This is a genomic window from Thioalkalivibrio sp. ALE28 (assembly GCF_000377425.1).
Taxonomy (GTDB): Bacteria; Pseudomonadota; Gammaproteobacteria; order Ectothiorhodospirales; family Ectothiorhodospiraceae; genus Thioalkalivibrio.
On the sequence record NZ_KB898095.1, the window covers coordinates 48,033 to 71,996 of the forward strand.

Below are 23,964 nucleotides of genomic sequence, written 5' to 3' on the forward strand. Positions count from 1 at the left end.
CGGCCCGCTCGGACAGGCCCATGGGGCCGCGCCCTGTCAGTGTTCGTCGGGGCATCCGCAACCCGGCTTGTGAGTGCGCGCATGCCACTCCTCGCGCAGGCGGGCATAGGCGGCGCCGGTCAGCAGTACCAGGTGTACGGTGGAGGGATAGATTCGGCCATCCAGGCGCAGGGTCTCGGTCAGTTCGGGGTGGCTGCCTTCGGGGATGTAGAAGAAATCCACGCCCTCGCGCAGCTGGTCCTTGCGTGCCTTGAACAGGCGAAAGGCCGTGCCCTTGGGCACCCCGTTCCAGTCGTCGATCTGGCGCAGGCTCAGCGTGGCATACCCGGCGTGAATGATCGGCTCGGGAACCGGACCGGCCGCGGAACCTTCCTGGCCGTGAAACCGTCCCGCGCTCCGGGGGTCTTCAACTGTATCGGTATCCATGCTGGCATTATGCACACACCGCCTTCGCGGCTCACCACGCAACCCCATTCAACCGGGACACGAAATGGAATTTCTGCAGGAATACGGACTCTTCCTCGCCAAGGCCGCCACGGCCGTAATCGCCGCGCTCATCGTGCTGAGTGCGTTCGCCGGCCTGCTCGCCCGCTCGCGCGAGCGACGGCCGGACCGCCTGCAGGTCAAGCGCCTGAACGACCGCTTCGAGCGCATGGAGAAAACCGTGCGCCGAGCCGTTGAACGCCGCCGTGGTCGGCTCGAGCGCCTGCGCGCCTGGAGCCGTCGCAAGCTGGGGCGAGCCCACGATGCCCCGTCGCAGGCGGAAGGATCGGGGAGCGCGGACATGACGCAATCCGGCGATGCGCCTCCGGACGACGGTTCGACGACCGAACGCCCCCGCGTGTACGTGCTGCGTTTCGACGGCGACATCCGCGCCTCCAGTGTCGAAAGCCTGCGCGAGGAAGTCACCGCAATCCTCACGATGGCGCGGCCGGACCAGGACCGGGCGATTGTCTGCCTGGAAAGTCCAGGGGGCCTGGTCCCCTCCTACGGGCTGGCCGCCGCCCAGCTGGCCCGCCTGCGCGAAGGGGGTCTGGACCTGACCGTGGCCGTGGACCGCGTGGCCGCCAGCGGCGGCTACATGATGGCGGCGGTCGGCCACCGCATCGTGGCCGCCCCCTTCGCGGTGCTGGGCTCGATCGGCGTGGTCGCGCAGATTCCCAATTTTCACCGCTGGCTGTCACGCAACGACATCGACATCGAGCTGCTGACCGCCGGCGAGTACAAGCGCACCCTGACCATGCTGGGCGAGAACACCGACGAGGGCCGCAAGAAGTTCCGCGAGCAACTGGAAGAGGCGCATGAGCTGTTCAAGACCTTCCTGGCCCGCTACCGCCCGCAACTGGACCTGGACCAGGTCGCCACCGGGGAACACTGGTACGGCGAACAGGCCCGCGAGATGGGGCTGGCCGACGAACTGCGCACCAGCGATGACCTGCTGCTGGAACTGACCCGCGAGGCGGACGTATTCGAACTGACCTATCACCGTCCCCAGACGCTGGGCCGGCGCATCACCTTCGCGATGGAATCGGTCCTCGAGCGCGTACTGCGGAATCAGGGGCCCGAGACCCGCATGTAGCGTCCCGCGTCGCAAGGAACGTTTCGCTACGGCAAAGCGTCCACCCTCCACGAGGCAAAGCAACCAAGGAGCCACTCATGAACCGGAAAAACCGTCCCGTAACCCGACTGCTGCTGATCCTGCTGGCCGCCGTCAGCCTGCTGGCCCTCCCCCTCGTCGCCGGCGCGGATGACAACCTGCCGTGGGGTTCCGCCGAGAAGATGGATCGCCCCTACGAGCCCCGCAAGGTGGTCTATGACGTCTACACCAGCAGCCCGCGCGAGCTGGAAATGGTGCTGGATCGGGTGAGCATGCTGAACAATGTCTACGAGGCCGACCCGTTCGAATCGCACATCGTGATGGTGCTGCACGGGCAGGAAGTGCCTTACTTCACCCGCGACGAATTCGACGAGCACGAAGAACTGATGCGCCGCGCCCGGTCGCTGACACAGGCCGGCAATATCGAGTTCCGCATGTGCGAAGCCTCCGCCCGCCTGCGCGGGATCGAGCTCGAGGACATCCACGGCTTCGTGAACGTCGTGCCGATGGCCGACGCCGAGATCATCGAACTGCAGCATGAAGGCTACCTGCTGATGCAGTGACGCAGGCCTCGGCACCTGCCGCCCTCTGGCGGACGCCGGAGCCTTTTTTCCGGCCGCTCGAACATGGCCGGCGTCCGCCCGCCCCGGCAGACTGCCCCCCCGAATTCAGGCCCCGAACCGACCATCGTCGCGAGGGGCCCTGCAAAATCTGTATCGATCGTCTACCTTCCCCGCCTTGGGTTTTCCACGCAGGTGCAACCCGGGGCAACGCCCCACCGCTCTCCGGCCCGACCTGTTCGATTCTCCCCGAGACAAGGACCTCGTCATGAAAAAGACTCTGCTCACTGCCCTGCTGCCCCTGGCCCTGACCGCGACACCGGCGCTGGCCGTCGACGTCCCCGGCATGATCGCCAAGGCCAGCCCGCATTCGGCCTCCGAGACCCTGGATCGGCTGGAGAACGCGCTCGCAGCCAACGACGTCGGCGTCGCCCTGCGCTGGGACCATGCGGCAAAGGCCGACGGTGTGGACATCGACCTCGGTCCTACCGAACTCCTGCTGTTCGGCAACCCGGCACTGGGCAGCCACATGTTCACCAGCCAGCAGACCGCGGGCATCGACCTGCCGATGAAGGCGCTGGCCTGGACCGATGACGACGGCCAGACCTGGCTGGCCTACAACGACCCGGAATGGATGGCCGAACGCCACGGAATCGACGACCGGGACGACATCCTGGACACCATGAGCAATGCGCTGGACAACCTGACCAACGCGGCCATCGCGGAGGACTGAGCCCTCCTCGGGGTCACATGCAACCAAGTGTCCCCGGCCGCTCGCAGCGGGCGGGTGATTCGCTATAGTGAGGCTTCCACCCGCACCGGGAGCCGACGTGGATCACCCGTCCCCTTCCAGCCAAACTACACCGCAAACCCGCGAGGCGCCCATCCTCGGCTGGCGCGAATGGGTCGGGCTCCCCGATCTCGGGATCCCCGACATCAAGTGCAAGGTCGATACCGGCGCGCGCAGCTCTGCGCTCCACACCTTCCACATCGAGCCGTTCACCCGGGACAGTCACGAATGGGTACGCTTCGGCATTCACCCTCACCAGCACGACGCCACAACCGAGGTCTGGTGCGAGGCCCCGGTACTGGACATCCGCCGCGTCACCGACTCCGGCGGACACAGCGGCGATCGCTATTTCATCGCCACCCGCGTGCAACTGGGCCCGCTGCTGTTGCCCGTTGAGCTTTCCCTGACCAGCCGCGATACCATGCTCTTTCGCATGTTGCTTGGCCGCGAGGCCATGCGGGGTCGCTTCCTGGTCGATCCCCAGGCCTCGTTCATTGCCAGCCATCGTCCGTCCACCCCGACAGCCCAGCAGGCGCCTGAATGAAACTCGGCATCCTCTCGCGTAACAGCAAGCTCTACTCCACCCGACGCCTGGTCGAGGCCGCCGACCAGCGGGGCCACGAGGTCCGTGTGGTGGACCCGCTGCGCTGCTACATGAACATCACCGCGCACAACCCGCAGATCCACTACAAGGGTGACATCCTCGACCAGTTCAACGCGGTCATCCCGCGCATCGGGGCGTCCATCACGTTCTACGGCACCGCCGTGCTGCGCCAGTTCGAGATGATGAACGTCTATCCGCTGAACGAGTCCGTCGGCATCTCGCGCTCGCGCGACAAGCTGCGCAGCCTGCAGCTCCTGTCGCGCCGCGGTATCGGCCTGCCGGTCACCGGGTTTGCACACTCGCCGGACGACATCGACGACCTGCTGGCCACCGTGGGCGGCGCGCCCTGCGTGATCAAGCTGCTGGAAGGCACCCAGGGCCTTGGGGTGGTACTGGCCGAGACCAAGCAGGCGGCCGAGAGTGTCATCCAGGCCTTCATGGGCCTGAAGCAGCACATCCTGGTGCAGGAATACATCAAGGAGGCCAAGGGCTCGGACATCCGCTGCTTCGTGATCGGCGACAAGGTCGTCGCCGCCATGAAGCGCCAGGCGAAGGAAGGCGAGTTCCGCTCCAACCTGCACCGTGGCGGCAGCGCCACGCTGTGCCGCATTACCCCGGAAGAACGCGCCACCGCCGTGCGCGCGGCCAAGGTGATGGGGCTGAACGTCTGCGGTGTGGACCTGCTGCGCTCCAACCACGGCGCAGTGGTCATGGAGGTCAACTCGTCGCCCGGCCTGGAAGGCATCGAGAACGCCTCCGGCAAGGACGTGGCGGGCATGATCATCGACTTCATCGAGAAGAACGCCAAGCCCAACCGGACCAAGACCAAGGGCCGCGGCTAATGGCGACTCCGCGGGCCGTTCGCAACGACCCGATCACGATCGGCGGCATCACCGTCCGCCCGGGCGAACGCCGCACGGTGGAGCTGGAACTGGGGGCGCTGTACACCCACACACCCACCAACATGCCGGTTCAGGTCCTGTGCGGCCGGCGCAAGGGGCCGGTGCTGTTCGTCAGTGCCGCCATCCACGGCGACGAGATCAACGGCGTCGAGATCATCCGCCGCCTGCTCAAGGTGCCCGCCCTGCGGCGCATGAAGGGCACCCTGATCGCCGTGCCCGTGGTGAACATGCACGGCTTCATCAACCAGAGCCGCTACCTGCCCGACCGGCGCGACCTGAATCGCTGTTTTCCGGGATCACAGAAGGGCTCGCTGGGCGCCCGGGTCGCGCGGCTGTTCATGCGCGAGATCGTCCAGCGCTGCACGCACGGAATCGACCTCCATACCGGCGCCATCCACCGGTCCAACCTGCCACAGATCCGCGCCAACCTGGACCATACGGAAACCCGCGAGCTCGCCCGCGCCTTCGGCGCACCGGTAATCCTCAACTCCGCGCTGCGCGACGGCTCCCTGCGCGAGGCGGCCGCGGAACGCCAGATCCCGATCCTGCTCTACGAGGCCGGCGAGGCCTTGCGCTTCGACGAGCTCTCCATCCGCGGCGGGGTACACGGCATCATCGAGGTCATGCGCCACCTGGAGATGCTCCCGGCCGTGCGCCGGCGCCCGCGCAAGGAGCCCATCATGGCCCGCACCAGCGGCTGGGTCCGGGCGCCGCAAAGCGGCATCCTGCGGACCTTCGTGCGCCAGGGCGATCGCGTCGTCCGCGACCAGACCCGGCTGGCCATCGTCTCCGACCCCTTCGGCGAGACCGAGACCGAGATCCTCGCCCCCGCCTCCGGCATCATCATCGGCGAACTCAACCTGCCGCTGATCAACGAGGGCGACGCCCTGTTCCACATCGCCCAGTTCAACCGCACCGACCTGGCCGTGGAACGCCTCGAGAGCTTCCAGGAAAACCTGGAGGCGAGCGACTATCCCTACGCCGATCCGCCCCCGCGCGAAGGCCCCTGAGCCCGCGCAGTCGCCGGAAGGTGGCGTCAGTGGCCGATATCCTCGTGCCACAGTTCGGGGTGGTTCTCGATAAACGACCGCATCAGTTCGCGGCAGCCCGGGTCCTGCACCACATCCACCTGAATGCCGTGCCCGCGCAGCCAGTCCTCCTCACCGAGAAAGGACTCATTCTCGCCAATGATCACGTGCGGAATACCGTAGAGAACGATGGCCCCGCTGCACATCGCGCAGGGCGACAGCGTCGTGTAGAGCGTGCACTCGCGGTATACCTGCGCGGGCTGTCGCCCGGCGTTCTCCAGCGCATCCATCTCGGCATGCAGGATGGCACTGCCCTGCTGCACGCGCCGGTTGTGTCCGCGCCCGATCACCTCGCCCCGGTGCACCAGCACCGACCCGATGGGGATTCCGGCCTCGCCCAGCCCCTCGCGCGCCTCGTCCAGCGCCATCTCCAGAAACGGATCCATCGTCGTCATCCAGCCACCTCCTCCTGCAGGACAGCCACCGACGATAGACGAAGTGGCCGCGCGACACCGAATTCGCTCGGGGGACGGAGTGTCGTCAGGGCTGGAAACTCAGACGTGGGCGCTGAAGTCGCCGCGGCGGGGCTGGCCGAGGAGGTAGAGGAAATCCGCCTCGCGCAGGTGCACGAGGGATTCGTGGTCGCCGGCCTCGAGATACACGTCGCGCTGCTCCAGCAGGCTTTCGTCCACCAGGGTCTCCAGCCCGAAGGCCGGCCCCAGGGCGGGGATGGCGCCGCGTTCGCAGTCGGCAAACACGCGGGCCACCTCGTCCTCGGTGGCCAGGCCCACATGCTCGCCCAGCAGCCGGTGCAGGCGTCCCAGTTTCACGCGGCGCGTGGCCGGCACGATGGCCAGGCGGTACTGCCCGTCCTCCTCGACCAGCAGCACCGCCTTGGCCACGGCGTCACCCGGCACATGGGCCGCTTCGGCCGTGCGGCTGGCCGAGTCGGAATGCGGATGGTGCACGACCTGGTAGGTCACCGCATGCTCGTCGAGAAAGTTGTTCAGGGTCCTGGAAATACTCATGGCGCGCCCTCCGGCAAGGCCTTAACCCGACTATAGACCCCACCGGCAACGCCGGCGGCTGCGCCCGACACCCGCGCCGGTACAATCGCACCCATGACCGCGTTCTCCGTCCTCGACCTGGCCCCGATCACCGCCAATGGCGACACCGGCCGGGCGCTGCACAACACCCTGGATCTGGCGCGCCACGCCGAGATGCTGGGCTTCCGGCGCTACTGGCTGGCAGAGCACCACAACATGCCCGGCATCGCGAGCGCCGCCACCGCCGTCGTGATCGGCCAGGTCGCGGCCGCCACCGAACAGATCCGGGTGGGTGCCGGCGGCATCATGCTGCCGAACCATGCACCCCTGGTGGTCGCCGAACAGTTCGGGACCCTGAACGCCCTGTACCCCGGCCGCATCGACCTGGGACTGGGCCGGGCACCCGGGACCGATCCGACCACGGCCCGCGCCCTGCGCCGTGCCCCGGACATCGACCCCGAGGAATTCCCCCGGGACGTCGCCGAGGTGCTCGGCTACCTGGACGATCCGCAGCCGGACCAGGTGATCCGCGCCATCCCCGGCGCCGGCCAGCAGGTGCCCGTCTGGATCCTGGGTTCCAGCCTGTTCGGCGCCCAGCTGGCGGCCCGCATGGGACTGCCCTACGCATTCGCCTCGCACTTCGCTCCCGGGCAACTGATGGACGCACTGGCGCTGTACCGGAATCAGTTCCGACCGTCCGCATGGCTGGACCGCCCCTACGCGATGCTCGGCTACAACGTGTACGCCGCCGACACCGACGACGCGGCCCGCACCCTGGCCAGCTCCATGGAACAGGCGTTCATCAGCCTGCGTCGCGGGCGCCCGGAACCGATCCAGCCCCCCGTCGAGGGCTACCGCGAGCGGCTCGACCGCGCCGAACGCGCGATCGTCGAGCAGACCATGGCCTGCTCCGCGATCGGCGCACCGGACACGGTGGAGACCGAGATCCGCCGGTTTCTCGAGCAGACCGGCGCTGACGAACTGATCGTCACCACCTCCACCTTCGATCACGCGGCGCGACGGCGCGCGCTGGAACTGACCGCGGCGGTACGCGACCGGCTCGCCGGGGACGCTCGCTAAGACGCGGTTCACCCGATTGGGACGAGTGCCCTATGCTTGGAACAGGGGCCGGCCAGGCCACGGGCATTCCGGACAAGGGGAACACATGCGGGTCAAGGTTCACGGCGTCACCATCGAATGCACCACCGGCGATATCGCCGCGCAGCGCGACATGGATGCGATCGTCAATGCCGCCAATGCCTGGCTGCGACCGGGCGGTGGTGTGGCCGGCGCCATCCACCGTGCCGCGGGCCCGGGGCTGGAGCGTGAATGCCAGCCGCTGGCGCCGATCGAACCGGGTCAGGCCGTTCTGACCGACGGCCACAACCTGCCCAACCGCTTCGTGATCCACTGCCTCGGGCCGGTCTACGGGCATGACGAGCCGGCCAGCCGACTGCTGGCCGACTGCTACCGCAATGCCCTGCTCCGGGCGGAAGAGGCCGGGGTCTACGGCATCGCCTTTCCGGCCTTGTCCACCGGGGCGTTCGGCTATCCCGTCGAGGAGGCCGCCCGGATCGCTCTGCAGACGGTCATTGGCGCCACCCCGCGTCTGGACGCCGTCGGCCACATCCGCTTCGTGCTGCACACCGAGGCCGATCTCGAGATCCACGCGCAGATCCTGGAAGAGCTGTCGGCATGACCGGCGCCGGGCACGCAACCGCCCCGTACACCCCTGGCCTGGCGCTGTTCACGGACCTCTACGAACTCACCATGCTTCAGGCCTACTACGAGGAGGACCTGCACGAACCCGCAGTCTTCAGCCTGTTCGTGCGCCGCCTGCCGCAGCGCCGCAACTATCTGCTGGCCTGCGGGCTGGACACCGTCCTGCAACAGCTCGAAGACCTGCGCTTCGAATTGTCGGATCTCGACTATCTGGCCGGCCTCGACCGCTTCTCCGAACGCTTCCTGCGCTGGCTCGAGACCTTCCGCTTCACCGGGACGGTCCGCGCCGTGCCCGAGGGCACCCCGGTGTTCGCCAACGAACCGATCCTGGAGGTCACCGCGCCGCTCCCCGAGGCCCAGCTGATCGAGACCCTGGTGATGAACCAGATCCACCTGCAGACGGTACAGGCGAGCAAGGCCGCGCGCCTGGTGACCGCGGCCGGAGGGCGGCAGGTCGTCGACTTCGGCGCCCGCCGCATGCACGGGCTGGACGCCGCCCTGAAGGGCGCGCGCGCCTTCCATATCGCCGGCGTCGCCAGCACCTCCAATGTCCTGGCGGGCAAGCGCTACGGTGTGCCGGTGAGCGGCACCATGGCCCACAGCTACATCCAGGCGCACGAGGACGAAGCCGAGGCCTTCGCCGCCTTTGCCCGCCTCTATCCGGACACGGTGCTGCTGGTGGACACCTACGACACCCTCGAAGGCGTGCGCCGTGTCATCCAGCTCGGCCATGAACGGGGCGAGGCCTTCCGCGTTCGCGCCATCCGCCTGGACTCCGGTGATCTCGAAACACTGGCCCGGCAGACCCGGGCGATGCTGGACGACGCCGGACTGCAGCAGGTCGGGATCTTCGCCAGCGGCGGGCTCGACGAACACGCGATCACCGACTTGCTGGCACGGGACACACCCATCGACGCCTTCGGCGTCGGCACCAGCATGGGTATCTCCACCGACGTGCCGGACCTGGATATCGCCTACAAGCTGGCCGAGTACGCCGGAGAAGGCCGCCTCAAGCTCTCCAGCGGCAAACCCATCCTGCCGGGCGCCAAGCAGATCTTCCGACGCCAGGAAGGCGGCCGGTTCGCGGGCGACATCATTGCCCGTCAGGCGGAAAACCACCCCGGGGAACCGTTACTGCGGCCGGTGATGCACGAGGGCCAGCGCCTGCCCGCGCATCCTCGCGACCTGGACACGCTGCGTGACCACGCGCGGGAACAGCGGGCGCAACTGCCCCCCGCGATCCGCGCCATCGAGCCCGCGGAGACACCCTACCCCGTGTCCGTCAGCCCGGCGCTACAGGCACACCAGGATGCGGTCACCCGCGCCATACGCGCCCGGCACGCCACATCCGGCCAGCGGCAACACCAAGGGGGAGTCTCATGACGGACGATCCACGCCACCAGCTTCAGACGGGGGACGCACTGCTGGTCGTCGACGTACAGAACGACTTCTGCCCCGGCGGGGCCCTGGCCATTGATCACGGCGACACCGTCATCCCGGTGCTCAACCGCTGGCTTGAGGCCGCGGACGCGCTGGGACTGCCGGTCTATGCCTCCCGCGACTGGCACCCGGCCGGACACCCGAGCTTCCGGGAACAGGGCGGCCCCTGGCCTCCACACTGTCTGCAGGACTCGCCCGGGGCCCGGTTCCATGCGGACCTCGCGCTGCCTGCCGGCGTTATCAAGGTCACGAAGGGAACGCGCTTCGACCATGACCAGTACTCCGCGTTCGACCAGACCGGCCTGGCCGAAGAACTGCGGAAACGGGGCGTGACGCGGATCTGGCTGGGCGGGCTGGCCCTCGACGTCTGCGTGGCGGCAACAGCCGTGGACGCGCGCAACAACGGCTTTGACGTCCACCTGATCCCGCATGCCGCGCTGCCCGTTACGCCGGAGGGCGGCGCGGAGGCCCGAAAAAAGATGAAAGCCGCCGGCGTGGAGATCGCGGCGTATGCCTGAACCGAACAAGATGCCGGTCCAGCTGATCACCGTGGACGAGGTGGTCCGGGCGGCCGACGACCTGGCACACCAGGTCCTGGACAGCGGCTTCCAGCCGGACTGCATCGTGGCGATTGCCCGCGGCGGCTTCATGCCGGCGCGTTTTCTCTGCGACTTCCTCCGCGTGCACAAGCTGCTGAGCCTGAAGGTGGAACACTACACCTCGGGGGCCCGCGAGAAACAGCAGGCAGCGGTCACCATCCCGCTCGCCGGCGACGTGCGCGGCGAACGGGTCCTGCTGGTGGACGACGTCAACGACTCCGGGGACACCCTGGCGACCGCCCGCCCGCACCTGGAGGGCTTCCAGCCCGCCGCGGTACGTACCGCGGTGCTGCACGAAAAGGCCGGAACGTCCTGTCGCGCCGATTTCCACAGCCAGGCGGTACAGGAGTGGCGCTGGATCCTCTATCCCTGGGCGGTCATCGAGGATGTCGGCCAGTTTGCCCGCGAGATGGACCCGGCCCCGAACAGCCCCGCCGACCTGCACGCCCGCCTGCAGCAGGACTACGGCCTCGCGCTGAGCACCGCCGAGCTGGATCGCGTGATCCGCTACAACCGGCTCGACTACTGAGTGCGCGCGCGAACGGGGCCGCAGCTCCGCCCATCCCCTCGTCATTGCGAGGCCCCCGCAGGGGCCACGGCAATCGTTTGGAGAGGCCCCCGGATCCACCCGGCCACCGGGGCCAGCACGGAGATCGCCACGGCGCCGCGCGCCTCGCGATGACAGTGGGGTTCCTGCGCCGTGGCGCGCCCCGCAGCACAAGCCGCCGCCACCGAGTGCCCTTTCAGCACCTCGGGCTTGGCATCCCACGCCGCGCGAAGGATCATACGCCCTGGCGTCCGCGCGGACGGACCCCCTGATCGCAACCCATCCAGCATCGAGACCGCCCATGTCGTATCTCAAGGATTTCCCCAGCCCGGAAGGCTACTTCGGCGAATTCGGCGGCGCGTTCCTGCCACCGGAACTGGAACCGCATTTCGCCGAGATCAATCACGCCTACCGCACCCTGGCGCGCTCGGGCGACTTCCTGAACGAGCTGCGCTACATCCGCAAGCACTATCAGGGTCGCCCGACGCCGGTGTACTACGCCCACAACCTGAGCCGCTCGGTAGGTGCGCATATCTACCTCAAGCGTGAGGATCTGAATCACTCCGGCGCGCACAAGCTGAACCACTGCATGGGCGAGGCGCTGCTCGCCAAGCACATGGGCAAGAAGAAGCTGATCGCCGAGACCGGCGCCGGACAGCACGGCGTGGCCCTGGCCACCGCGGCGGCCTACTTCGGCATGGAGTGCGAGATTCACATGGGCGAGATCGACATCGCCAAGGAGGCCCCCAACGTCACCCGCATGAAGCTGATGGGGGCCCAGGTGGTGCCCGTCTCCTTCGGCGGCCGCTCGCTGAAGGAGGCCGTGGATTCGGCCTTCCAGTCCTACCTGTCGCAGGCGGACGAGGCCCTGTTCGCGATCGGTTCCGTGGTCGGGCCGCACCCGTTCCCGCTGATGGTGCGCAATTTCCAGTCGGTGGTGGGCATCGAGGCGCGCGAACAGTACCTGGAGATGAGCGGTGGCGAGCTTCCGGACCACGTGGTCGCCTGCGTCGGCGGCGGTTCCAACGCCATGGGCATGTTCGCCGGCTTCATCGAGGACGAACAGGTGCAGCTGAACGGCGTGGAACCGCTGGGGCGCGGCACCAAGCTCGGCGAGCACTCCGCCACCATGACCTATGGCAAGCCGGGCATGATCCACGGCTTCAAGTGCATGCTGCTGGCCGACGAGGAAGGCAACCCGGCGCCGGTGCACTCGATCGCCTCCGGGCTGGACTATCCCGGCGTCGGCCCGGAACACTCCTACCTGAAGACCACCGAACGCGTCGCCTACCACGCAATCAACGACGACGAGACCCTGGACGCCTTCTACCAGCTATCGCGGACCGAAGGGATCATCCCGGCGCTGGAAAGCGCGCATGCCGTCGCCTGGGCCATGAAACACGGACGCGAGAACCCGGGCACGACCATCCTGGCCAACCTCTCCGGACGCGGCGACAAGGACATCGACTACGTCGCCCGCGAATTCGGCCACGGATAGCCCCTGCCACGCGGGGAACAAAATACCCGGGCGGGCACGCCCCGCCCCGGCCCGCCGGAACTTCACACCCGGTCCGGGCGGTCTCAACCTTGCAGGCATGCGCATAAGGGAGGGCACGCGATGGCGGGCGGATGGGCAAAGGACGGAGCGGAGCAGGAGCAGATCGACCACACCGTGGAGGATGCCCTGCAGCGCGTGCGCAGCGAACTCCCGGCCGGCGAAAGCCTGCGCGAATGCGAGGAATGCGGCGCGCGGATTCCCGAGGGACGGCGCCAGGCCCTGCCGGGCGTGCGCCTGTGCATTGCCTGCCAGGAGGCGCAGGACGCCGAGCACCACGCGACCAGCCCCTACAACCGCCGCGCCTCCAAGGACAGCCAGCTGCGCTAACTACAGGTACTTCATCCGCGCCCGCAGGGCATCCGGGTCGGACACCACGTCCTGCAGGCTGGCGCCGTCGTCGAGGCTCCCCACCACCAGGCCCTTGCCCGAAACCGGGATCACGCTGTCGATCTGAAAGCGCCCGGTCGTCCCCCGCAGGAAGCACTCCTCGTCGAAGAACAGGCGGTCACCATCGGGACCGATCTCGTCGGACTCGAGCGTATCGAAACCGATCAGCCGCGCGATATCCGCGCGCCCTTCCACCTCCACCGCCTCGATCGTCTGCTTCTCCGGGTCGATCAGCAAGGCCTTCATGCACATCTCCTCTGCACCATGGATTGATCCCGCGTTCTACCGTACCGGCTGGGGCCGCACGGGGCCACCGCATCGGCCGCCGTCTGCCCCCTATACTCGCAGGAGGTGCCCCGACGGAGGCTGACCATGACCCATACGGCCTATATCTCGCACCCCGACTGCCTGCTGCACGATCCGGGTCCGACCCACCCGGAACGCCCCGGCCGGCTGCACGCCATCCGCCATGCCCTGCTCGACGAGGGCCTGCTGGAAGGCCTGATCCTGCTGGACGCGCCCCCGGCCACCGACGCGCAACTCGGGCGGGTCCACAGCCCGGCGCATGTCGCCCGGATACGGGCCAGCGCCCCGGCTCCCGGGCAGCAGACGATGCTGGACGCGGACACCGTCATGAGCAAAGGCTCGCTGACGGCCGCGCTGCACGCGGCCGGAGCCGGGGTGGCGGGCGTGCGGGCCGTCATGGAAGGGGAAGCCGACCATGTCTTCTGCGCCGTCCGCCCGCCCGGCCATCACGCCGAACGCGAGCGGGCCATGGGCTTTTGTCTGTTCAACAACATCGCGGTGGCGGCCGCCCACGCGCTGGCGCACTACGGCCTCGCGCGCGTGGCGATCGCGGACTTCGACGTCCACCACGGTAACGGGACCGAAGACATCTTCCGGGAGGAACCCCGGGTGCTCTACTGCTCTTCCTTCCAGCACCCGTTCTACCCGGGCACGCCGCTGGCCGAACGCGATCACCTGATCCACACGCCCCTGGCCGCCGGCACCGACGGCGCAACCTTTCGCGCCGCGATCGAACGCGACTGGCTGCCCGCCCTGGATCGCTTTCAGCCGGAGCTGGTGCTGGTCTCGGCCGGGTTCGACGGCCACCGGGACGATCACCTGGCCAGCCTGCACCTGGCGGAAGACGACTTCGCCTGGGTTTCGCGCGCCCTGGTCGATGTCGCCGCGCGCCACGCTGGCGGGCGCCTGGTCTCCATGCTGGAGGGTGGATACGACTTCCCGTCGCTCGGGCGCAGCGCGGCGGCCCATGTTCGAGCCCTCTGCGAGGTGTCGCGCCGCTGAGGCGCCGGGCCCCTCCCTCACGCCGGTAAAACGCATTCTGGACCGGCCCTTTGCATTTTTGTGGTGCAGTGTCTTTACTCGACAGGGTTGCGACGGGCCGACATTCGGCCGATCCATGCGCCAGGAGAAGAGCCAAGGAGGAGACCGTGAGCGAGAATCCGCAGGACCTCGAAAAGCAGAAAGAGGCACTGGAAGCCGAATACGACACCGAACACGAGATTGGCGAGCAGAATATCAACCCGCTGGGGCTGGACCTGCACAACCCGGTCTTCGTGGTCAGCGCATTCCTGATCGTCGTATTCGTCATCCTGTCCCTGATCTTTCCGGAACAGGCCAATGAACACCTCGACGCCACGCGCCAGTGGATCGGCCGTACCTTCGACTGGCTGTTCCTGTCGGCCGGCAACATCTTCGTTCTGTTCTGTCTGGCCCTGATCCTGCTGCCGATCGGGCGCATCCGCATTGGCGGTCAGGACGCCAAGCCGGAGTTCTCCGTGATCTCCTGGTTCTCCATGCTGTTTGCCGCCGGCATGGGTATCGGCCTGATGTTCTGGAGCGTGGCCGAGCCCGTCGGCTACTTCACCGAATGGTTCGGCACACCCCTGGGCATCGAAGGCGGGACCGAGGAATCCCGCCAGGCGGCGCTGGGCGCAACCATGTATCACTGGGGCCTGCATCCCTGGGCGATCTACGCGGTGGTCGGCCTGGCGCTCGCGTTCTTCGCCTACAACAAGGGCCTTCCGCTGACCATCCGTTCGGCCTTCTATCCCCTCCTCGGCGAGCGCGTCTGGGGGCCGATCGGCCACGTGATCGATACCCTGGCCGTACTGGCCACCATGTTCGGCCTGGCCACCTCGCTGGGCCTGGGGGCACAGCAGGCCGCCTCGGGAATGGAATTCCTGTTCGGCATCGACTCCGGCCTGAATACCCAGGTCGCCATCATCATCGGCGTGACCATCATCGCCCTGCTGTCGATCATGCGCGGCATCCATGGCGGCGTGAAGGTCCTGAGCAACATCAACCTGCTGTTCGCCGCGCTGCTGCTGCTGTTCGTGATGGTGGCTGGAGGCATCCTGGCGTTCCTGTCCAGCGTCGGCACTACGGTCGGCGGCTACGTGCAGTACATCCTGCCGCTCAGCAACCCGGTCGGGCGCGAGGACGAGACCTTCTACCACGCCTGGACGATCTTCTTCTGGGCCTGGTGGATCTCCTGGTCGCCGTTCGTCGGCATGTTCATCGCGCGCGTCTCCCGCGGGCGCACCGTGCGCCAGTTCGTCACCGCCGTCTTGCTAGTGCCGACCCTGGTCACAGTGATCTGGATGAGCGCCTTCGGCGGCTCCGGTGTGGACCAGGCACGCGAGGGGATCGGCGCCCTGGCCGACGGCATCTCCGACTCGTCACTGGCGCTGTTCCAGATGCTGGAACACCTGCCGTTCACGGCGATCACCTCGTTCCTGGCCATCGCCCTGGTGCTGGTGTTCTTCATCACCTCGTCGGATTCCGGTTCGCTGGTGATCGATTCCATCACCTCGGGCGGCAAGACCGATGCCCCGCAGTCCCAGCGCCTGTTCTGGGCCACCACCGAGGGCGTGGTCGCCGGTGTCCTGCTGGCGGTTGGCGGGGCCGCGGCCCTCAACGCCCTACAGGCCGGGGCGGTCAGTACCGGCCTGCCGTTCGTCATCGTGCTGCTGCTGATGTGCATCAGCCTGATGAAGGGGCTGTTCCACGAACTGGCCCTGATCCGCATCGAGGAAGCCAGGACCTGACGACCGCCACGGGCCATCCAGGGCCTTCACTCCACCCCGCGCCCGCCCGTCCGGCGGCGCGGGGTTTTTTCGTGCGGGACAACCGCCCCCGGGATCGGGCATCCTCTCGCGAATGAATCCGTCCACCCTGCCATGAGCCTGCGTAAGGCCATCGCGCGGCACCCATTGCTGGCCGGCCTGGTCTTTCAGGCCGCGCTGATCCCGCTCGCCCTGATCCTGGCCCGCGTTGCCGGGATCCCGCTGGCCGAGCGGATCGAGTGGAGCCTGGACGCCGCCGCCCTGGGCGCCCTCGCCGTACTGCCCATGCTGATCCTGCTAGGCGCGCTCGCCATCAGTGGCTGGGAGCCCTATCGTGCCCTGGCCGATCAGGTGCGGGATTTTGTGCACCAGCTCTTTCGGCACGCCCTGCCCGGTGCCGTGCTGCTGATCTCCATCCTCGCGGGCGTGGGCGAGGAACTGCTGGTGCGGGGTGTGCTGCAGGGGTGGCTGACCGAACGCTGGTCCGCCGAGTGGGCCATCGTCGCCGCCGCGGTGATCTTTGGACTGGCCCATTCGATCAGCCGCCTGTATTTCGTGTTCGCCACGATCATCGGGCTGTACCTCGGGGTCCTGTACCACCTCACCGGCAACCTGCTGGTGGTCATCGTCACCCACGCCCTGTACGACTGGATCGTGATCCACCTGTACCTGCGTTCACGATCGACAGGATAGGTAGCGAACGCATCAGGCCAGCGCTGTCAATCGCGCGTCCGCAACATCTGCTCCATGAAGTGTCCCAGGCGGGCCGGCCGGCCGAGGTAGAACCCCTGCACCAGATCACAGTCCAGGGCCCGCAGACGGGTCAGCGTGTCCTCGTCCTCGACCCCTTCGGCCACGACCGTCAGGCCCAGTTTGTGTCCAAGGCCGACCATGGACTCCACGATGCGCTGATGCGGGGGACTGGCGCTGAGTTCGTGGACAAAGGTCATGTCGATCTTGAGTTCGTCCAGGGGCATGCGCAGCAGCCGCTCCATGGATGAATAGCCGATGCCGAAGTCGTCCATGGAGAGGCGCAGCCCGAGCCCCTTCATGCTGTGCAGGGCGTCGCGCGCGGTGGCATCGTGGCTCTCCATCACCGCCGTCTCGGTCAGTTCGATCGTGACCTGCTCGGGTGGCACGCCCCAGAGGTCCAGCGACTGGGCCACCAGGTCCACCACCTCCGGCTCCTGCAGATCATCCGCGGAAAAGTTCACCGACACCCCGACGCCCAGCCCGGCCTGGCGGTATTCGGCGCACTGGCGCAACGCGGTGTTGAAGACCCAGTGGGTCAGGCGCGGCATCAGATCGGTCCCCTCCGCCGCGCGCACCATGGTGTCCGGCCGGATCGCGCCATATTCCGGGTGATCCCAGCGCAGCAGGGCCTCGGCCGATTCCACCCGCCCCGAAGCCAGGGCGATCTGCGGCTGATACTCGAGGTGCAGGGCTCCCTCCTCGATCGCATCGCCCAGCTGCGACCACAGGTCGACACCCTCCAGCATCGTCTCGGCTGCGTCGGGGGCATGCAGGCGCAGGCGGACCCGTTCACGCCGAGCCTTGCGCATCGCCGCACAGGCCTGGGCCAGCAGGGTCGGCGGGGCTACGGCGCGCCCGCCCCGGGACAGGGCCAGTCCGACCCGCGGCCACAGGAGCACCTCGCGCTCGCCGCAGGGAAAAGGCTCGCCCAGCACCCGCAGCATCTTGTGGCCCGCCAGCTCGGCAAATCCGCTGCCGTCCACATGGGGCAGCATGCAGGCGAGCTGGTGGCGTCCCATCATCCCGACGAACCCGCCCGGCAAGGCGGTCGCCAGGGCCTCGCCGGCCTGGCGCAGCAACCGGTCCGTCACGTCATAACCCAGGGCGGCATCAATATCGCCCAGGCCCTCCAGATCGACCACGGCCAGGGCCGGAGAACGCGCACCGCAACCCGCCTGCAGGCGTTCGAGAAAGGCTGGATAGTCCGACAGATTCGACAACATCGCTGGGCTCCGGCATTGCGCCCGCGCGGCGCCTCCAGGAAAAGACTGAATCCGTTCGGTCCGGCCGTGTGCCACGAACGCTGTAGCGGACCAGGAACCACTCACCTGGCACTGGGACGCCGGCCGCCGCTTGTAACCAAACCGGACGTTTTTTCAGTCTTTTCTAGAGATAATAGCGTGCAGGATCGACTCCGTAGGCCCCGGCCGGCAAATCGCGCACGATCTGCCGTTGCGCACCCTCGGATTCCGGGTCCGTCGACCCGAGGTCGAGTTCCAGCGGATCGGGGTAAGGCTGACGCTGCGGATCCAGGATGCGCATGACCCGAGGCATGAAGCGCTGGGTCCGCCGGTGGCTCAGGACGATGGCGACCTCGCCGCTGTCCAGCTCCACAAGACTGCCCACCGGGAACAGCCCCACGCAGTGCGTGAACTGGTCGACCAGCGCCGAGTTCAATCCCCAGCGGCCATGCTCGCGCAGTTCCTTGAGCGCCTCGAAGGGCGTTCCCGCCAGGCGCCGATCCGCCAGCAGTTCCTCGTAGGAGTCCACGATCGCCGCCATCCGCGCGCAGGCGCTGATCTCGTTGGCCACCAGCCCCCGCGGATAGCCGCGACCGTCCTCGCGCTCGTGATGCTGAAGGACGATATCGCAGACCTTATCGGGGATGCCGTGGGAGCGCTGCAGGATCTGCTCGCCGTACTCCACGTGCCGCTGCATCTCGCGGCGCTCGTCGGGGGACAGCCGCTTTCCCCGCTCCAGCAAGGCCGGGGACAACTGCATCTTGCCCACATCCATCAACAGCCCGCCCAGCCCCAGGATCGACAGCTCGCCACGGTCCAGTCCCAGGTGCCGTCCCAGTGCCAGCAGATGCACGGACACCCGCAGGGAATGGTCGTACAGGACATCGCCGGAATCGCGCAGTCGGGCCAGCAACAACAGAGCATCGGGATTGCGCTCCACGCTCTCGCGCAGCGCCTCCGAGGCCTCCCGCGCCGCCGCGACGCGCACCCCGGGATTGCGCTCCATCTCGGTCCGGATGCGATCGAGAATGGTACCGGCCGTGGCCCAGGCCTCGCTTGCGGCCGGGAGTTCCTCGTCCACGCTGCACTGATCGCGGTAGACGGTCATTCCCCGAAACTGGGCGGCCTCGGCGCGACCGGGAACGGCTTCGGTCAGCGCCGCTTCGCGGGTGGCGGGCGCAAGTCGGGTCAGCGACTCCGGGGCACTCTTCTCCCGGTCCACGAACACGTGGCGACAATGGCGGGCCAGCTCGTCGATGTCCTCCTGCGAGCGGATCAGAATGCCCTCGACCCAGTACGGCGTATCCCGCCACGGGCGGTCGAGCTGGCTCACGTACATGCCAACCCGAATCTCCTCAACGGAAATCTCCTGTTGTATCAATCCCCAGGACATGCCAGGAATACTCCGGTCATCATCCGGCGATCTCGCGACTCGCCTCCTATGTATTGTTTCTAGACCACCCCCCCCACCTAAGCCAGCCCGTTAGTGCGCCGGCCGTGAATCGCTAACGCTCGGCGCCCCGAACCCGTGCACGCGTCACGGTTTTGCGGGAGGATGGACCCGCAGCGACGACGACCCCACGCCGGAGTGCCCCATGCCAGCCGACCAGGACACCCTCCTTGGCTCCTCCCGCCAGCCGCTCAAGGCCTCCGGCAAATGGACCGGGATGGCCGGGCTGTCGATCGTGCAGCGAGAGCAGCTCGCCGAGATGGTCGTGCCGCGGGTGATCGAACACCTGGAGCGCTGCCTGGCGACGGCCCGCGACGAATGGGAAGCCGGACGCACCTGGGGCAATGTGACGGGCAATCCCCTGTTGTGGGCGAATGACTTCCGCATGTTCGAGAAGCGCGTGACCCGGGACTTCCAGGACGCCCTGATGGAGGACTTCCGCAGCCACGACTACCCCCCGCAGTACGAGTTCTCGGGGGTCGCGTTCGCGGATCAGGACGACGGTCTCAGCATCCTCGACGACTACCAGTCCACGCGGCGGTCGCTGCGGCACAAGCTGGAAGGCTCGATGCGCGAGAACAACCGCTACTCGCACTACGTGTTCACCCAGGCCGCGCGCGAAAAGGACCGCTTCGAGCATCCCAACTGGGCCCCCTGGTCACCGCTGCACTGGTACGAGCGCCTGATCGAGATTGGCGAACTGTACTTCGGCAAGACCGAGATGACCCTGGACCTGATGCGCTCCTACCTGGACTGCATGCAGAAGACCGCGGCCCCCACCCTGGCCTTCGTGGTCGAGGCGATCGAACACTGCGGGCTGATCACCGAGACACCGGCCGCCCCCGAGTCCAGCGAAACCCTTCGCCGCAACGCCTCGTGGAAACGCCTCGCCGGCGCACGCGATACCGACGCCTCCGCGGAACCGGACGCCGACCCCGCCACGACGACCTCCGGGTGGCGGCCCTCCACGCGCAAGGCCGAGGCCGACGAACCCGCGCGCATGCCCGACACCGAGGCCGACCCGGCACAGTGGGCCGCCTGGGCCTCGAACATGGTGCAGTCCCCGGTGTTTCGCCCGGTCGAAGGTCATGGCGGCGGGCAAGCGGCGGGCTCCGCGGGCTCCGGCAACGCGGCCCCGATGACGGCCTTCGTCATGCCCTCCGATCAGCCGGACCCGCGCGCTTCGCTGATGCCGTTCATCCACGACCTGCTGCAGGGGCTGTTCGACCACATCTTCCGCGAGGTGGGGTTCAACCCGGCCGTGCGCGCCGAGATCGGCGAGATGCAGTACCCGCTGGCCACCGCCGTCATCCGGGATCTCGGCTTTTTCCGCGACCGCTCGCACCCCTTGCGCCTGTGGATCGGGAGCCTGATCAACGTCGCCATACGCATCAATCCGGAGTCGGAACCCGACAGCGAGGATGTGGAACGCTACCTGGGCTGCATCCGGCGTTCCATCGAATACTTGCGCAACCGGGCCGACCGCCTCGACCGCGACAGCGCCGAGGTGCTGATGAACCAGTTCCTCGAGAGCGTGGAGAACGAGGACGCCCTCTGGCATGCCCGCCAGATCACCCAGATCGACCTGCCCAACGCCGAGGAATGGGCCGAGCAGGCCCGGCGCAATCTGGCGCTGGCCGCGCTGGAGACCGGGGCCGATCTCCCGGAGACCACCGCCGAGGAGATCTTCCAGTCCTGGGAGACCGTGCTGGCCGTGGAGCACGACGCCGGCGAGGCCGGGGAGGCCCTGCATCGCGTGCTGCGCCAGGTCGTGCGCCACATCTGCAACATGGCCACCGCCGCCGAGGTGAATCCGCTGGTGGCCGAGGCGAAGGAACACGCCCGCGCCGCAGGCCTGGGGGACGACCGCATCCGCGACCTGGTGCAGCACCTGGGCAAGGCCCACCTCTACCGCCTGCGGGCCCCGGAGGACGCCGAGCGCTTCGACCCGCGGGCACGGCTGCAGACACGCGAATCCGTGCGCTACGAGGACGACGACCCGACACTGGACCAGGACCGCGACGACGACCACGTCTTCGCCGCGATCGGGCTCGACATCGGAGACTGGTTCGAATTCTGCGACGACGCCGGCGAGAACCCGCGGCGCCTGGCCCTGATCTGGCGCGGCGACACGACGCGGCGCTTCTTCTTCCTGTCCCTCGACGGCGTGCACGCCCGCCGCCACAGCCTGCAGGGCGTGGCCCAGGAGCTGCGCCAGGGCCGCATGCGCGCGCTGCCGGAGGACAACCCGCTGGACGCCATTATCGAGGCCCCGGGGGGCTGAGCCCCCGCGCAGCCGGATCGGTCAGTCGCGCGCCTGGCGGATCGCCAGGGCCAGCTGGTTGCGCACCGCCTTCAGCGCCCGCAACACGCTCGGGTCCAGCGAAACGCCTTCCGGCAATTCCAGGTAGAGCAATCCCACACACCGATCCCGCACCGCCAGGGGCAGCAACAGGAAGCTGCGCGCATCCAGGGCCTGCCGGAACTCGTCGGGGATATAGCGGCTGATCGATGCCTCGTGGCTGTCGCTGATGACCAGATCCTTCTGCTGCTCCAGGGCGAGGGACAGGATGTCGCCCTTGCCCGCTACGCTCAGGCGCAAGCGACCGGACAGGGTCTCCGCGTCCTGACCAAACGCGGTATGGGCCACCAGGACCCGGTGCTCGCGGTCCGCCAGCATCAGCATGACCCGGCGCAGGCCCAGCGCCTGATACAGCGTCTCGAGCGTCGTCTGGACCAGCGCGTTCAGGTCGAACTCGCCGACCATGCTGTCCAGCATGTCGGTCAGGGCCTCCATCAGCGCCGCGGCCTGAACGGCGGGCTCCTGCCCGGCCCGCGGGAGCGCATCCCCGGCTCCCGGCTCGGGTTCCAGCGCCTCCGCTTCGCCGTCATCAATGCGTACCCCCAGGTTCGCCTTCAGGCGGTTCAGCGGTTCCCGACCTTCCGGCGGCAGCTTGACCACCGCCAGGAAGTGATCCATATGCTCGCGTCCCGAGCGGATCGCCCGCTGCATGCCGCGCGCATCCACGCCCAGGGCATGTTCATAGCGCCGGCGCAGATCGGTCAGCAAAGCCCCCTGCTGGTCGCGCTCGGCGCGGGTGATGCACTGGCCCATCTCGGAGGCCAGGGTCACGATGCGATGCAGGCGCTGATCGGCATCCCGGGCCGCCGGCAGGATGCCGGACGGAGCGCGCTCTACCGATGCCACCAGCTCGCGCGGGAAATTCCAGTCCTCCAGTACGCTGCGCGCCAGCGCCTCGTAGGAGATCCCCAGCACCTGGCGGGCGGCACTGTCCTCCCCCGTGCCCTGACCCACACGGATGCGGATCTCGTCCGCTTCCTCGGGCAGGTAGTACAGCACCAGCATGCGCCCGATATCGTGGAACAGCGCGCAGACGAAGGCCTGCTCGCTCTCCACCCCGCCAACCTGCTCCGCCAGATCGCGCGCCAGCATAGCGCTGAACAGCGTGCCGACCAGGGCCTCCATCAGGCGACCGGAATGCCGGCCGCCCTTGAGGTTTTCGAACAGCACCAGCCCGAGCGCGGCCGTGCGCACCTGCTCGAAACCAAGCAGCACGATCGCGCGCGACACCGTCCGGATATTGCCGCCGAAGTTGCTGTAAAAGGGCGAGTTGGCCAGTCGCAGCAGCTTCTGGGTGGTGGCGTAATCCTTCAGCACCGCGTTCGACAGCTCCGCCACCGAACGCTTCATGGTGTCATCGGAACACTGGGTAATCTCGCGGATGTGGCTGGAGATCCCGGGAAAATCCGGCTTGCGCCGGATCTTGCGCAGGATGAAATCCTGCGACCCGGCGTCCTGCGAGCCTTCCCCCTCCAGGGCCGCCACCAGTGCCTCGCGAAACTCTCGGGCCGAGGCAAAGCGTTCCGCCGGATCGGGGCGGGTCGCCCGCAGGATCAGGGCATCGAAGCGCTCGTCGCCATTACCGGTACGACCGGATGGTGGCTCCAGCCCCGCCGCCAGCATCGACTGCCGGATCGCCTCCGGATCCTCGCCTCCAAAGGCGCGTTCACCCGTCAGCATCTCGAAGAACAGGGCCCCCAGCGAGAAGACGTCAGAGCGTTCGCTGGCCGCTTCGCCTGCCAGCTGTTCCGGGGCCAGGTAGTAGGGGGTGTCCGGCAGGTGGCTCTCGCCACGGGCCGCGGCGTCGGGCAGCGCCATGCCCAGCCCGGTGATGCGTGCATGCCCCTCGGGGTTCACGGTCACGTTGGCCGGCTGCAGGGTCCCGTGCAGGATGCCCTGCTCATGGGCCGCCGCCGCGGCGTCCAGCAGCTCGCGCATCAGGGCCAGGCCACGATCAATCGGCAGCGCGCCCCCGGCCAGGATCCGGTCCAGGGTCTCGCCCTCGACGTACTCGAACACCAGGTAGACGCCCTGGGGGTAGCTCCCCGCCTCGAAGATCGGCGCAATATTCGGATGCCGGAAGCGGCTCAGGCGACGCGCGTCCGCGAGCAGGGCCTGACGGGTGAGGTCGTCGGCGCCCGCCTGGGTCAGCGTGCGAATCGCGACCTGCCGATCCAGTACCGGATCGTGCGCCACGTAGAGCCCGTCGCGGGTACTGGCACCCAGCGTCCGCAGAATGCGGAAGCGTTCAATCTCGGGAACCGCCATGTGCTCAGCCATCCGCCC

24 protein-coding genes are annotated in these 23,964 nt (G+C 67.9%); 17 read left to right on the forward strand and 7 right to left on the reverse strand.

The features are described from left to right. Positions 1-36: 36 nt before the first annotated feature. Positions 37-426, reverse strand: a complete 390-nt coding sequence (locus D105_RS0104130) for a hypothetical protein (protein ID WP_018876388.1) — start codon at positions 424-426, stop codon at positions 37-39. 64 nt (positions 427-490) lie between these two features. Here D105_RS0104130 and sohB point away from each other — a divergent pair, with 64 nt between their 5' ends. From sohB to D105_RS0104160, 6 genes are all read left to right on the forward strand, one after another. Beyond that, positions 491-1,579, forward strand: coding sequence for a protease SohB (gene sohB, locus D105_RS0104135; protein ID WP_018877587.1), 1,089 nt, complete (start codon positions 491-493; stop codon positions 1,577-1,579). 77 nt (positions 1,580-1,656) lie between these two features. Beyond that, entirely contained in the window at positions 1,657-2,160 is a 504-nt protein-coding gene (locus D105_RS0104140) for a DsrE family protein (protein ID WP_018866142.1), read from the forward strand. 265 nt (positions 2,161-2,425) lie between these two features. Then, a complete protein-coding gene (locus D105_RS0104145) occupies positions 2,426-2,890 on the forward strand; it encodes a DUF302 domain-containing protein (RefSeq protein ID WP_018877588.1) in 465 nt (154 codons plus the stop codon). 97 nt (positions 2,891-2,987) lie between these two features. Next, entirely contained in the window at positions 2,988-3,491 is a 504-nt protein-coding gene (locus D105_RS0104150) for an ATP-dependent zinc protease (RefSeq protein WP_018877589.1), read from the forward strand. Further along, a complete protein-coding gene (gene rimK, locus D105_RS0104155; protein ID WP_018876384.1) occupies positions 3,488-4,393 on the forward strand; it encodes a 30S ribosomal protein S6--L-glutamate ligase in 906 nt (301 codons plus the stop codon). Before D105_RS0104150 ends, rimK begins: the two co-directional genes overlap by 4 nt. Further along, a complete protein-coding gene (locus D105_RS0104160; protein WP_018866138.1) occupies positions 4,393-5,463 on the forward strand; it encodes a succinylglutamate desuccinylase/aspartoacylase family protein in 1,071 nt (356 codons plus the stop codon). Before rimK ends, D105_RS0104160 begins: the two co-directional genes overlap by 1 nt. Before the next feature lie 26 nt (positions 5,464-5,489). Here D105_RS0104160 and D105_RS0104165 read toward each other — a convergent pair whose 3' ends face one another. Together D105_RS0104165 and D105_RS0104170 are read right to left on the reverse strand one after the other, a co-directional pair. Beyond that, entirely contained in the window at positions 5,490-5,927 is a 438-nt protein-coding gene (locus D105_RS0104165) for a nucleoside deaminase (protein WP_018866137.1), read from the reverse strand. Between the two features lie 108 nt (positions 5,928-6,035). Then, positions 6,036-6,509 (reverse strand): aminoacyl-tRNA deacylase, encoded by a 474-nt coding sequence (locus D105_RS0104170; RefSeq protein WP_018876381.1) that lies wholly within the window; start codon positions 6,507-6,509, stop codon positions 6,036-6,038. Positions 6,510-6,602: 93 nt separating this feature from the next. Here D105_RS0104170 and D105_RS0104175 point away from each other — a divergent pair, with 93 nt between their 5' ends. The 7 genes from D105_RS0104175 (at position 6,603) to D105_RS0104210 (ending at position 12,720) form a co-directional block, all read left to right on the forward strand. Further along, complete coding sequence (locus D105_RS0104175) at positions 6,603-7,607, forward strand: LLM class flavin-dependent oxidoreductase (protein WP_018877590.1); 1,005 nt, start codon at positions 6,603-6,605, stop codon at positions 7,605-7,607. 85 nt (positions 7,608-7,692) lie between these two features. After that, positions 7,693-8,226 carry a macro domain-containing protein gene (locus D105_RS0104180; protein ID WP_018877591.1) on the forward strand — a complete coding sequence of 178 codons (534 nt, stop codon included), beginning with the start codon at positions 7,693-7,695 and terminating at the stop codon, positions 8,224-8,226. Continuing rightward, positions 8,223-9,632 carry a nicotinate phosphoribosyltransferase gene (locus D105_RS0104185; RefSeq protein ID WP_018877592.1) on the forward strand — a complete coding sequence of 470 codons (1,410 nt, stop codon included), beginning with the start codon at positions 8,223-8,225 and terminating at the stop codon, positions 9,630-9,632. The genes D105_RS0104180 and D105_RS0104185 overlap by 4 nt, the downstream gene beginning before the upstream one ends. Beyond that, positions 9,629-10,207 (forward strand): isochorismatase family protein, encoded by a 579-nt coding sequence (locus D105_RS0104190; RefSeq protein ID WP_018877593.1) that lies wholly within the window; start codon positions 9,629-9,631, stop codon positions 10,205-10,207. The genes D105_RS0104185 and D105_RS0104190 overlap by 4 nt, the downstream gene beginning before the upstream one ends. Then, complete coding sequence (locus D105_RS0104195) at positions 10,200-10,817, forward strand: phosphoribosyltransferase (RefSeq protein WP_018877594.1); 618 nt, start codon at positions 10,200-10,202, stop codon at positions 10,815-10,817. The genes D105_RS0104190 and D105_RS0104195 overlap by 8 nt, the downstream gene beginning before the upstream one ends. A 319-nt stretch (positions 10,818-11,136) precedes the next feature. Then, positions 11,137-12,333 (forward strand): tryptophan synthase subunit beta, encoded by a 1,197-nt coding sequence (gene trpB / locus D105_RS0104205; protein WP_018866128.1) that lies wholly within the window; start codon positions 11,137-11,139, stop codon positions 12,331-12,333. Positions 12,334-12,453: 120 nt separating this feature from the next. After that, positions 12,454-12,720: a DksA/TraR family C4-type zinc finger protein gene (locus D105_RS0104210; RefSeq protein WP_018877596.1), complete on the forward strand. Its 267-nt coding sequence runs from the start codon at positions 12,454-12,456 to the stop codon at positions 12,718-12,720. Here D105_RS0104210 and D105_RS0104215 read toward each other — a convergent pair whose 3' ends face one another. Continuing rightward, the gene (locus tag D105_RS0104215; protein WP_018877597.1) at positions 12,721-13,026 is read right to left on the reverse strand and encodes a hypothetical protein; all 306 of its coding nucleotides are present in this window, start codon (positions 13,024-13,026) and stop codon (positions 12,721-12,723) included. Positions 13,027-13,152: 126 nt separating this feature from the next. On the opposite strand from D105_RS0104215, the gene D105_RS0104220 reads away from it, so the two are divergent. From D105_RS0104220 to D105_RS0104230, 3 genes are all read left to right on the forward strand, one after another. Further along, positions 13,153-14,088 carry a histone deacetylase family protein gene (locus D105_RS0104220; protein WP_018877598.1) on the forward strand — a complete coding sequence of 312 codons (936 nt, stop codon included), beginning with the start codon at positions 13,153-13,155 and terminating at the stop codon, positions 14,086-14,088. Positions 14,089-14,234: 146 nt separating this feature from the next. Continuing rightward, positions 14,235-15,854, forward strand: coding sequence for a BCCT family transporter (locus D105_RS0104225; protein WP_018877599.1), 1,620 nt, complete (start codon positions 14,235-14,237; stop codon positions 15,852-15,854). 132 nt (positions 15,855-15,986) lie between these two features. Next, positions 15,987-16,565 carry a CPBP family intramembrane glutamic endopeptidase gene (locus D105_RS0104230; RefSeq protein ID WP_018877600.1) on the forward strand — a complete coding sequence of 193 codons (579 nt, stop codon included), beginning with the start codon at positions 15,987-15,989 and terminating at the stop codon, positions 16,563-16,565. A 26-nt stretch (positions 16,566-16,591) separates the two neighbouring features. Here D105_RS0104230 and D105_RS0104235 read toward each other — a convergent pair whose 3' ends face one another. Then, a complete protein-coding gene (locus D105_RS0104235; protein ID WP_018877601.1) occupies positions 16,592-17,848 on the reverse strand; it encodes a bifunctional diguanylate cyclase/phosphodiesterase in 1,257 nt (418 codons plus the stop codon). Positions 17,849-18,011: 163 nt separating this feature from the next. Continuing rightward, entirely contained in the window at positions 18,012-19,259 is a 1,248-nt protein-coding gene (locus tag D105_RS0104240; protein ID WP_051075157.1) for an HD-GYP domain-containing protein, read from the reverse strand. Between the two features lie 202 nt (positions 19,260-19,461). Between D105_RS0104240 and D105_RS0104245 the strand changes: the two genes are divergently transcribed. Then, the gene (locus D105_RS0104245) at positions 19,462-21,600 is read left to right on the forward strand and encodes a DUF1631 family protein (protein WP_018877603.1); all 2,139 of its coding nucleotides are present in this window, start codon (positions 19,462-19,464) and stop codon (positions 21,598-21,600) included. Positions 21,601-21,621: 21 nt separating this feature from the next. On the opposite strand, the gene D105_RS0104250 is transcribed toward D105_RS0104245, so the two are convergent. After that, a complete protein-coding gene (locus D105_RS0104250) occupies positions 21,622-23,946 on the reverse strand; it encodes an HDOD domain-containing protein (RefSeq protein WP_018876371.1) in 2,325 nt (774 codons plus the stop codon). Positions 23,947-23,964: the final 18 nt, after the last annotated feature.

Bases quoted from the DNA above. Each gene is read 5' to 3' on its own strand.
- D105_RS0104130 (WP_018876388.1), bottom strand. From the start codon at position 426: ATGGATACCGATACAGTTGAAGACCCCCGGAGCGCGGGACGGTTTCAC.
- sohB (WP_018877587.1), top strand. From the start codon at position 491: ATGGAATTTCTGCAGGAATACGGACTCTTCCTCGCCAAGGCCGCCACG.
- D105_RS0104140 (WP_018866142.1), top strand. From the start codon at position 1,657: ATGAACCGGAAAAACCGTCCCGTAACCCGACTGCTGCTGATCCTGCTG.
- D105_RS0104145 (WP_018877588.1), top strand. From the start codon at position 2,426: ATGAAAAAGACTCTGCTCACTGCCCTGCTGCCCCTGGCCCTGACCGCG.
- rimK (WP_018876384.1), top strand. From the start codon at position 3,488: ATGAAACTCGGCATCCTCTCGCGTAACAGCAAGCTCTACTCCACCCGA.
- D105_RS0104160 (WP_018866138.1), top strand. From the start codon at position 4,393: ATGGCGACTCCGCGGGCCGTTCGCAACGACCCGATCACGATCGGCGGC.
- D105_RS0104165 (WP_018866137.1), bottom strand. From the start codon at position 5,927: ATGGATCCGTTTCTGGAGATGGCGCTGGACGAGGCGCGCGAGGGGCTG.
- D105_RS0104170 (WP_018876381.1), bottom strand. From the start codon at position 6,509: ATGAGTATTTCCAGGACCCTGAACAACTTTCTCGACGAGCATGCGGTG.
- D105_RS0104175 (WP_018877590.1), top strand. From the start codon at position 6,603: ATGACCGCGTTCTCCGTCCTCGACCTGGCCCCGATCACCGCCAATGGC.
- D105_RS0104180 (WP_018877591.1), top strand. From the start codon at position 7,693: ATGCGGGTCAAGGTTCACGGCGTCACCATCGAATGCACCACCGGCGAT.
- D105_RS0104185 (WP_018877592.1), top strand. From the start codon at position 8,223: ATGACCGGCGCCGGGCACGCAACCGCCCCGTACACCCCTGGCCTGGCG.
- D105_RS0104190 (WP_018877593.1), top strand. From the start codon at position 9,629: ATGACGGACGATCCACGCCACCAGCTTCAGACGGGGGACGCACTGCTG.
- D105_RS0104195 (WP_018877594.1), top strand. From the start codon at position 10,200: ATGCCTGAACCGAACAAGATGCCGGTCCAGCTGATCACCGTGGACGAG.
- trpB (WP_018866128.1), top strand. From the start codon at position 11,137: ATGTCGTATCTCAAGGATTTCCCCAGCCCGGAAGGCTACTTCGGCGAA.
- D105_RS0104210 (WP_018877596.1), top strand. From the start codon at position 12,454: ATGGCGGGCGGATGGGCAAAGGACGGAGCGGAGCAGGAGCAGATCGAC.
- D105_RS0104215 (WP_018877597.1), bottom strand. From the start codon at position 13,026: ATGAAGGCCTTGCTGATCGACCCGGAGAAGCAGACGATCGAGGCGGTG.
- D105_RS0104220 (WP_018877598.1), top strand. From the start codon at position 13,153: ATGACCCATACGGCCTATATCTCGCACCCCGACTGCCTGCTGCACGAT.
- D105_RS0104230 (WP_018877600.1), top strand. From the start codon at position 15,987: ATGAGCCTGCGTAAGGCCATCGCGCGGCACCCATTGCTGGCCGGCCTG.
- D105_RS0104235 (WP_018877601.1), bottom strand. From the start codon at position 17,848: ATGTTGTCGAATCTGTCGGACTATCCAGCCTTTCTCGAACGCCTGCAG.
- D105_RS0104240 (WP_051075157.1), bottom strand. From the start codon at position 19,259: ATGTCCTGGGGATTGATACAACAGGAGATTTCCGTTGAGGAGATTCGG.
- D105_RS0104245 (WP_018877603.1), top strand. From the start codon at position 19,462: ATGCCAGCCGACCAGGACACCCTCCTTGGCTCCTCCCGCCAGCCGCTC.
- D105_RS0104250 (WP_018876371.1), bottom strand. From the start codon at position 23,946: ATGGCGGTTCCCGAGATTGAACGCTTCCGCATTCTGCGGACGCTGGGT.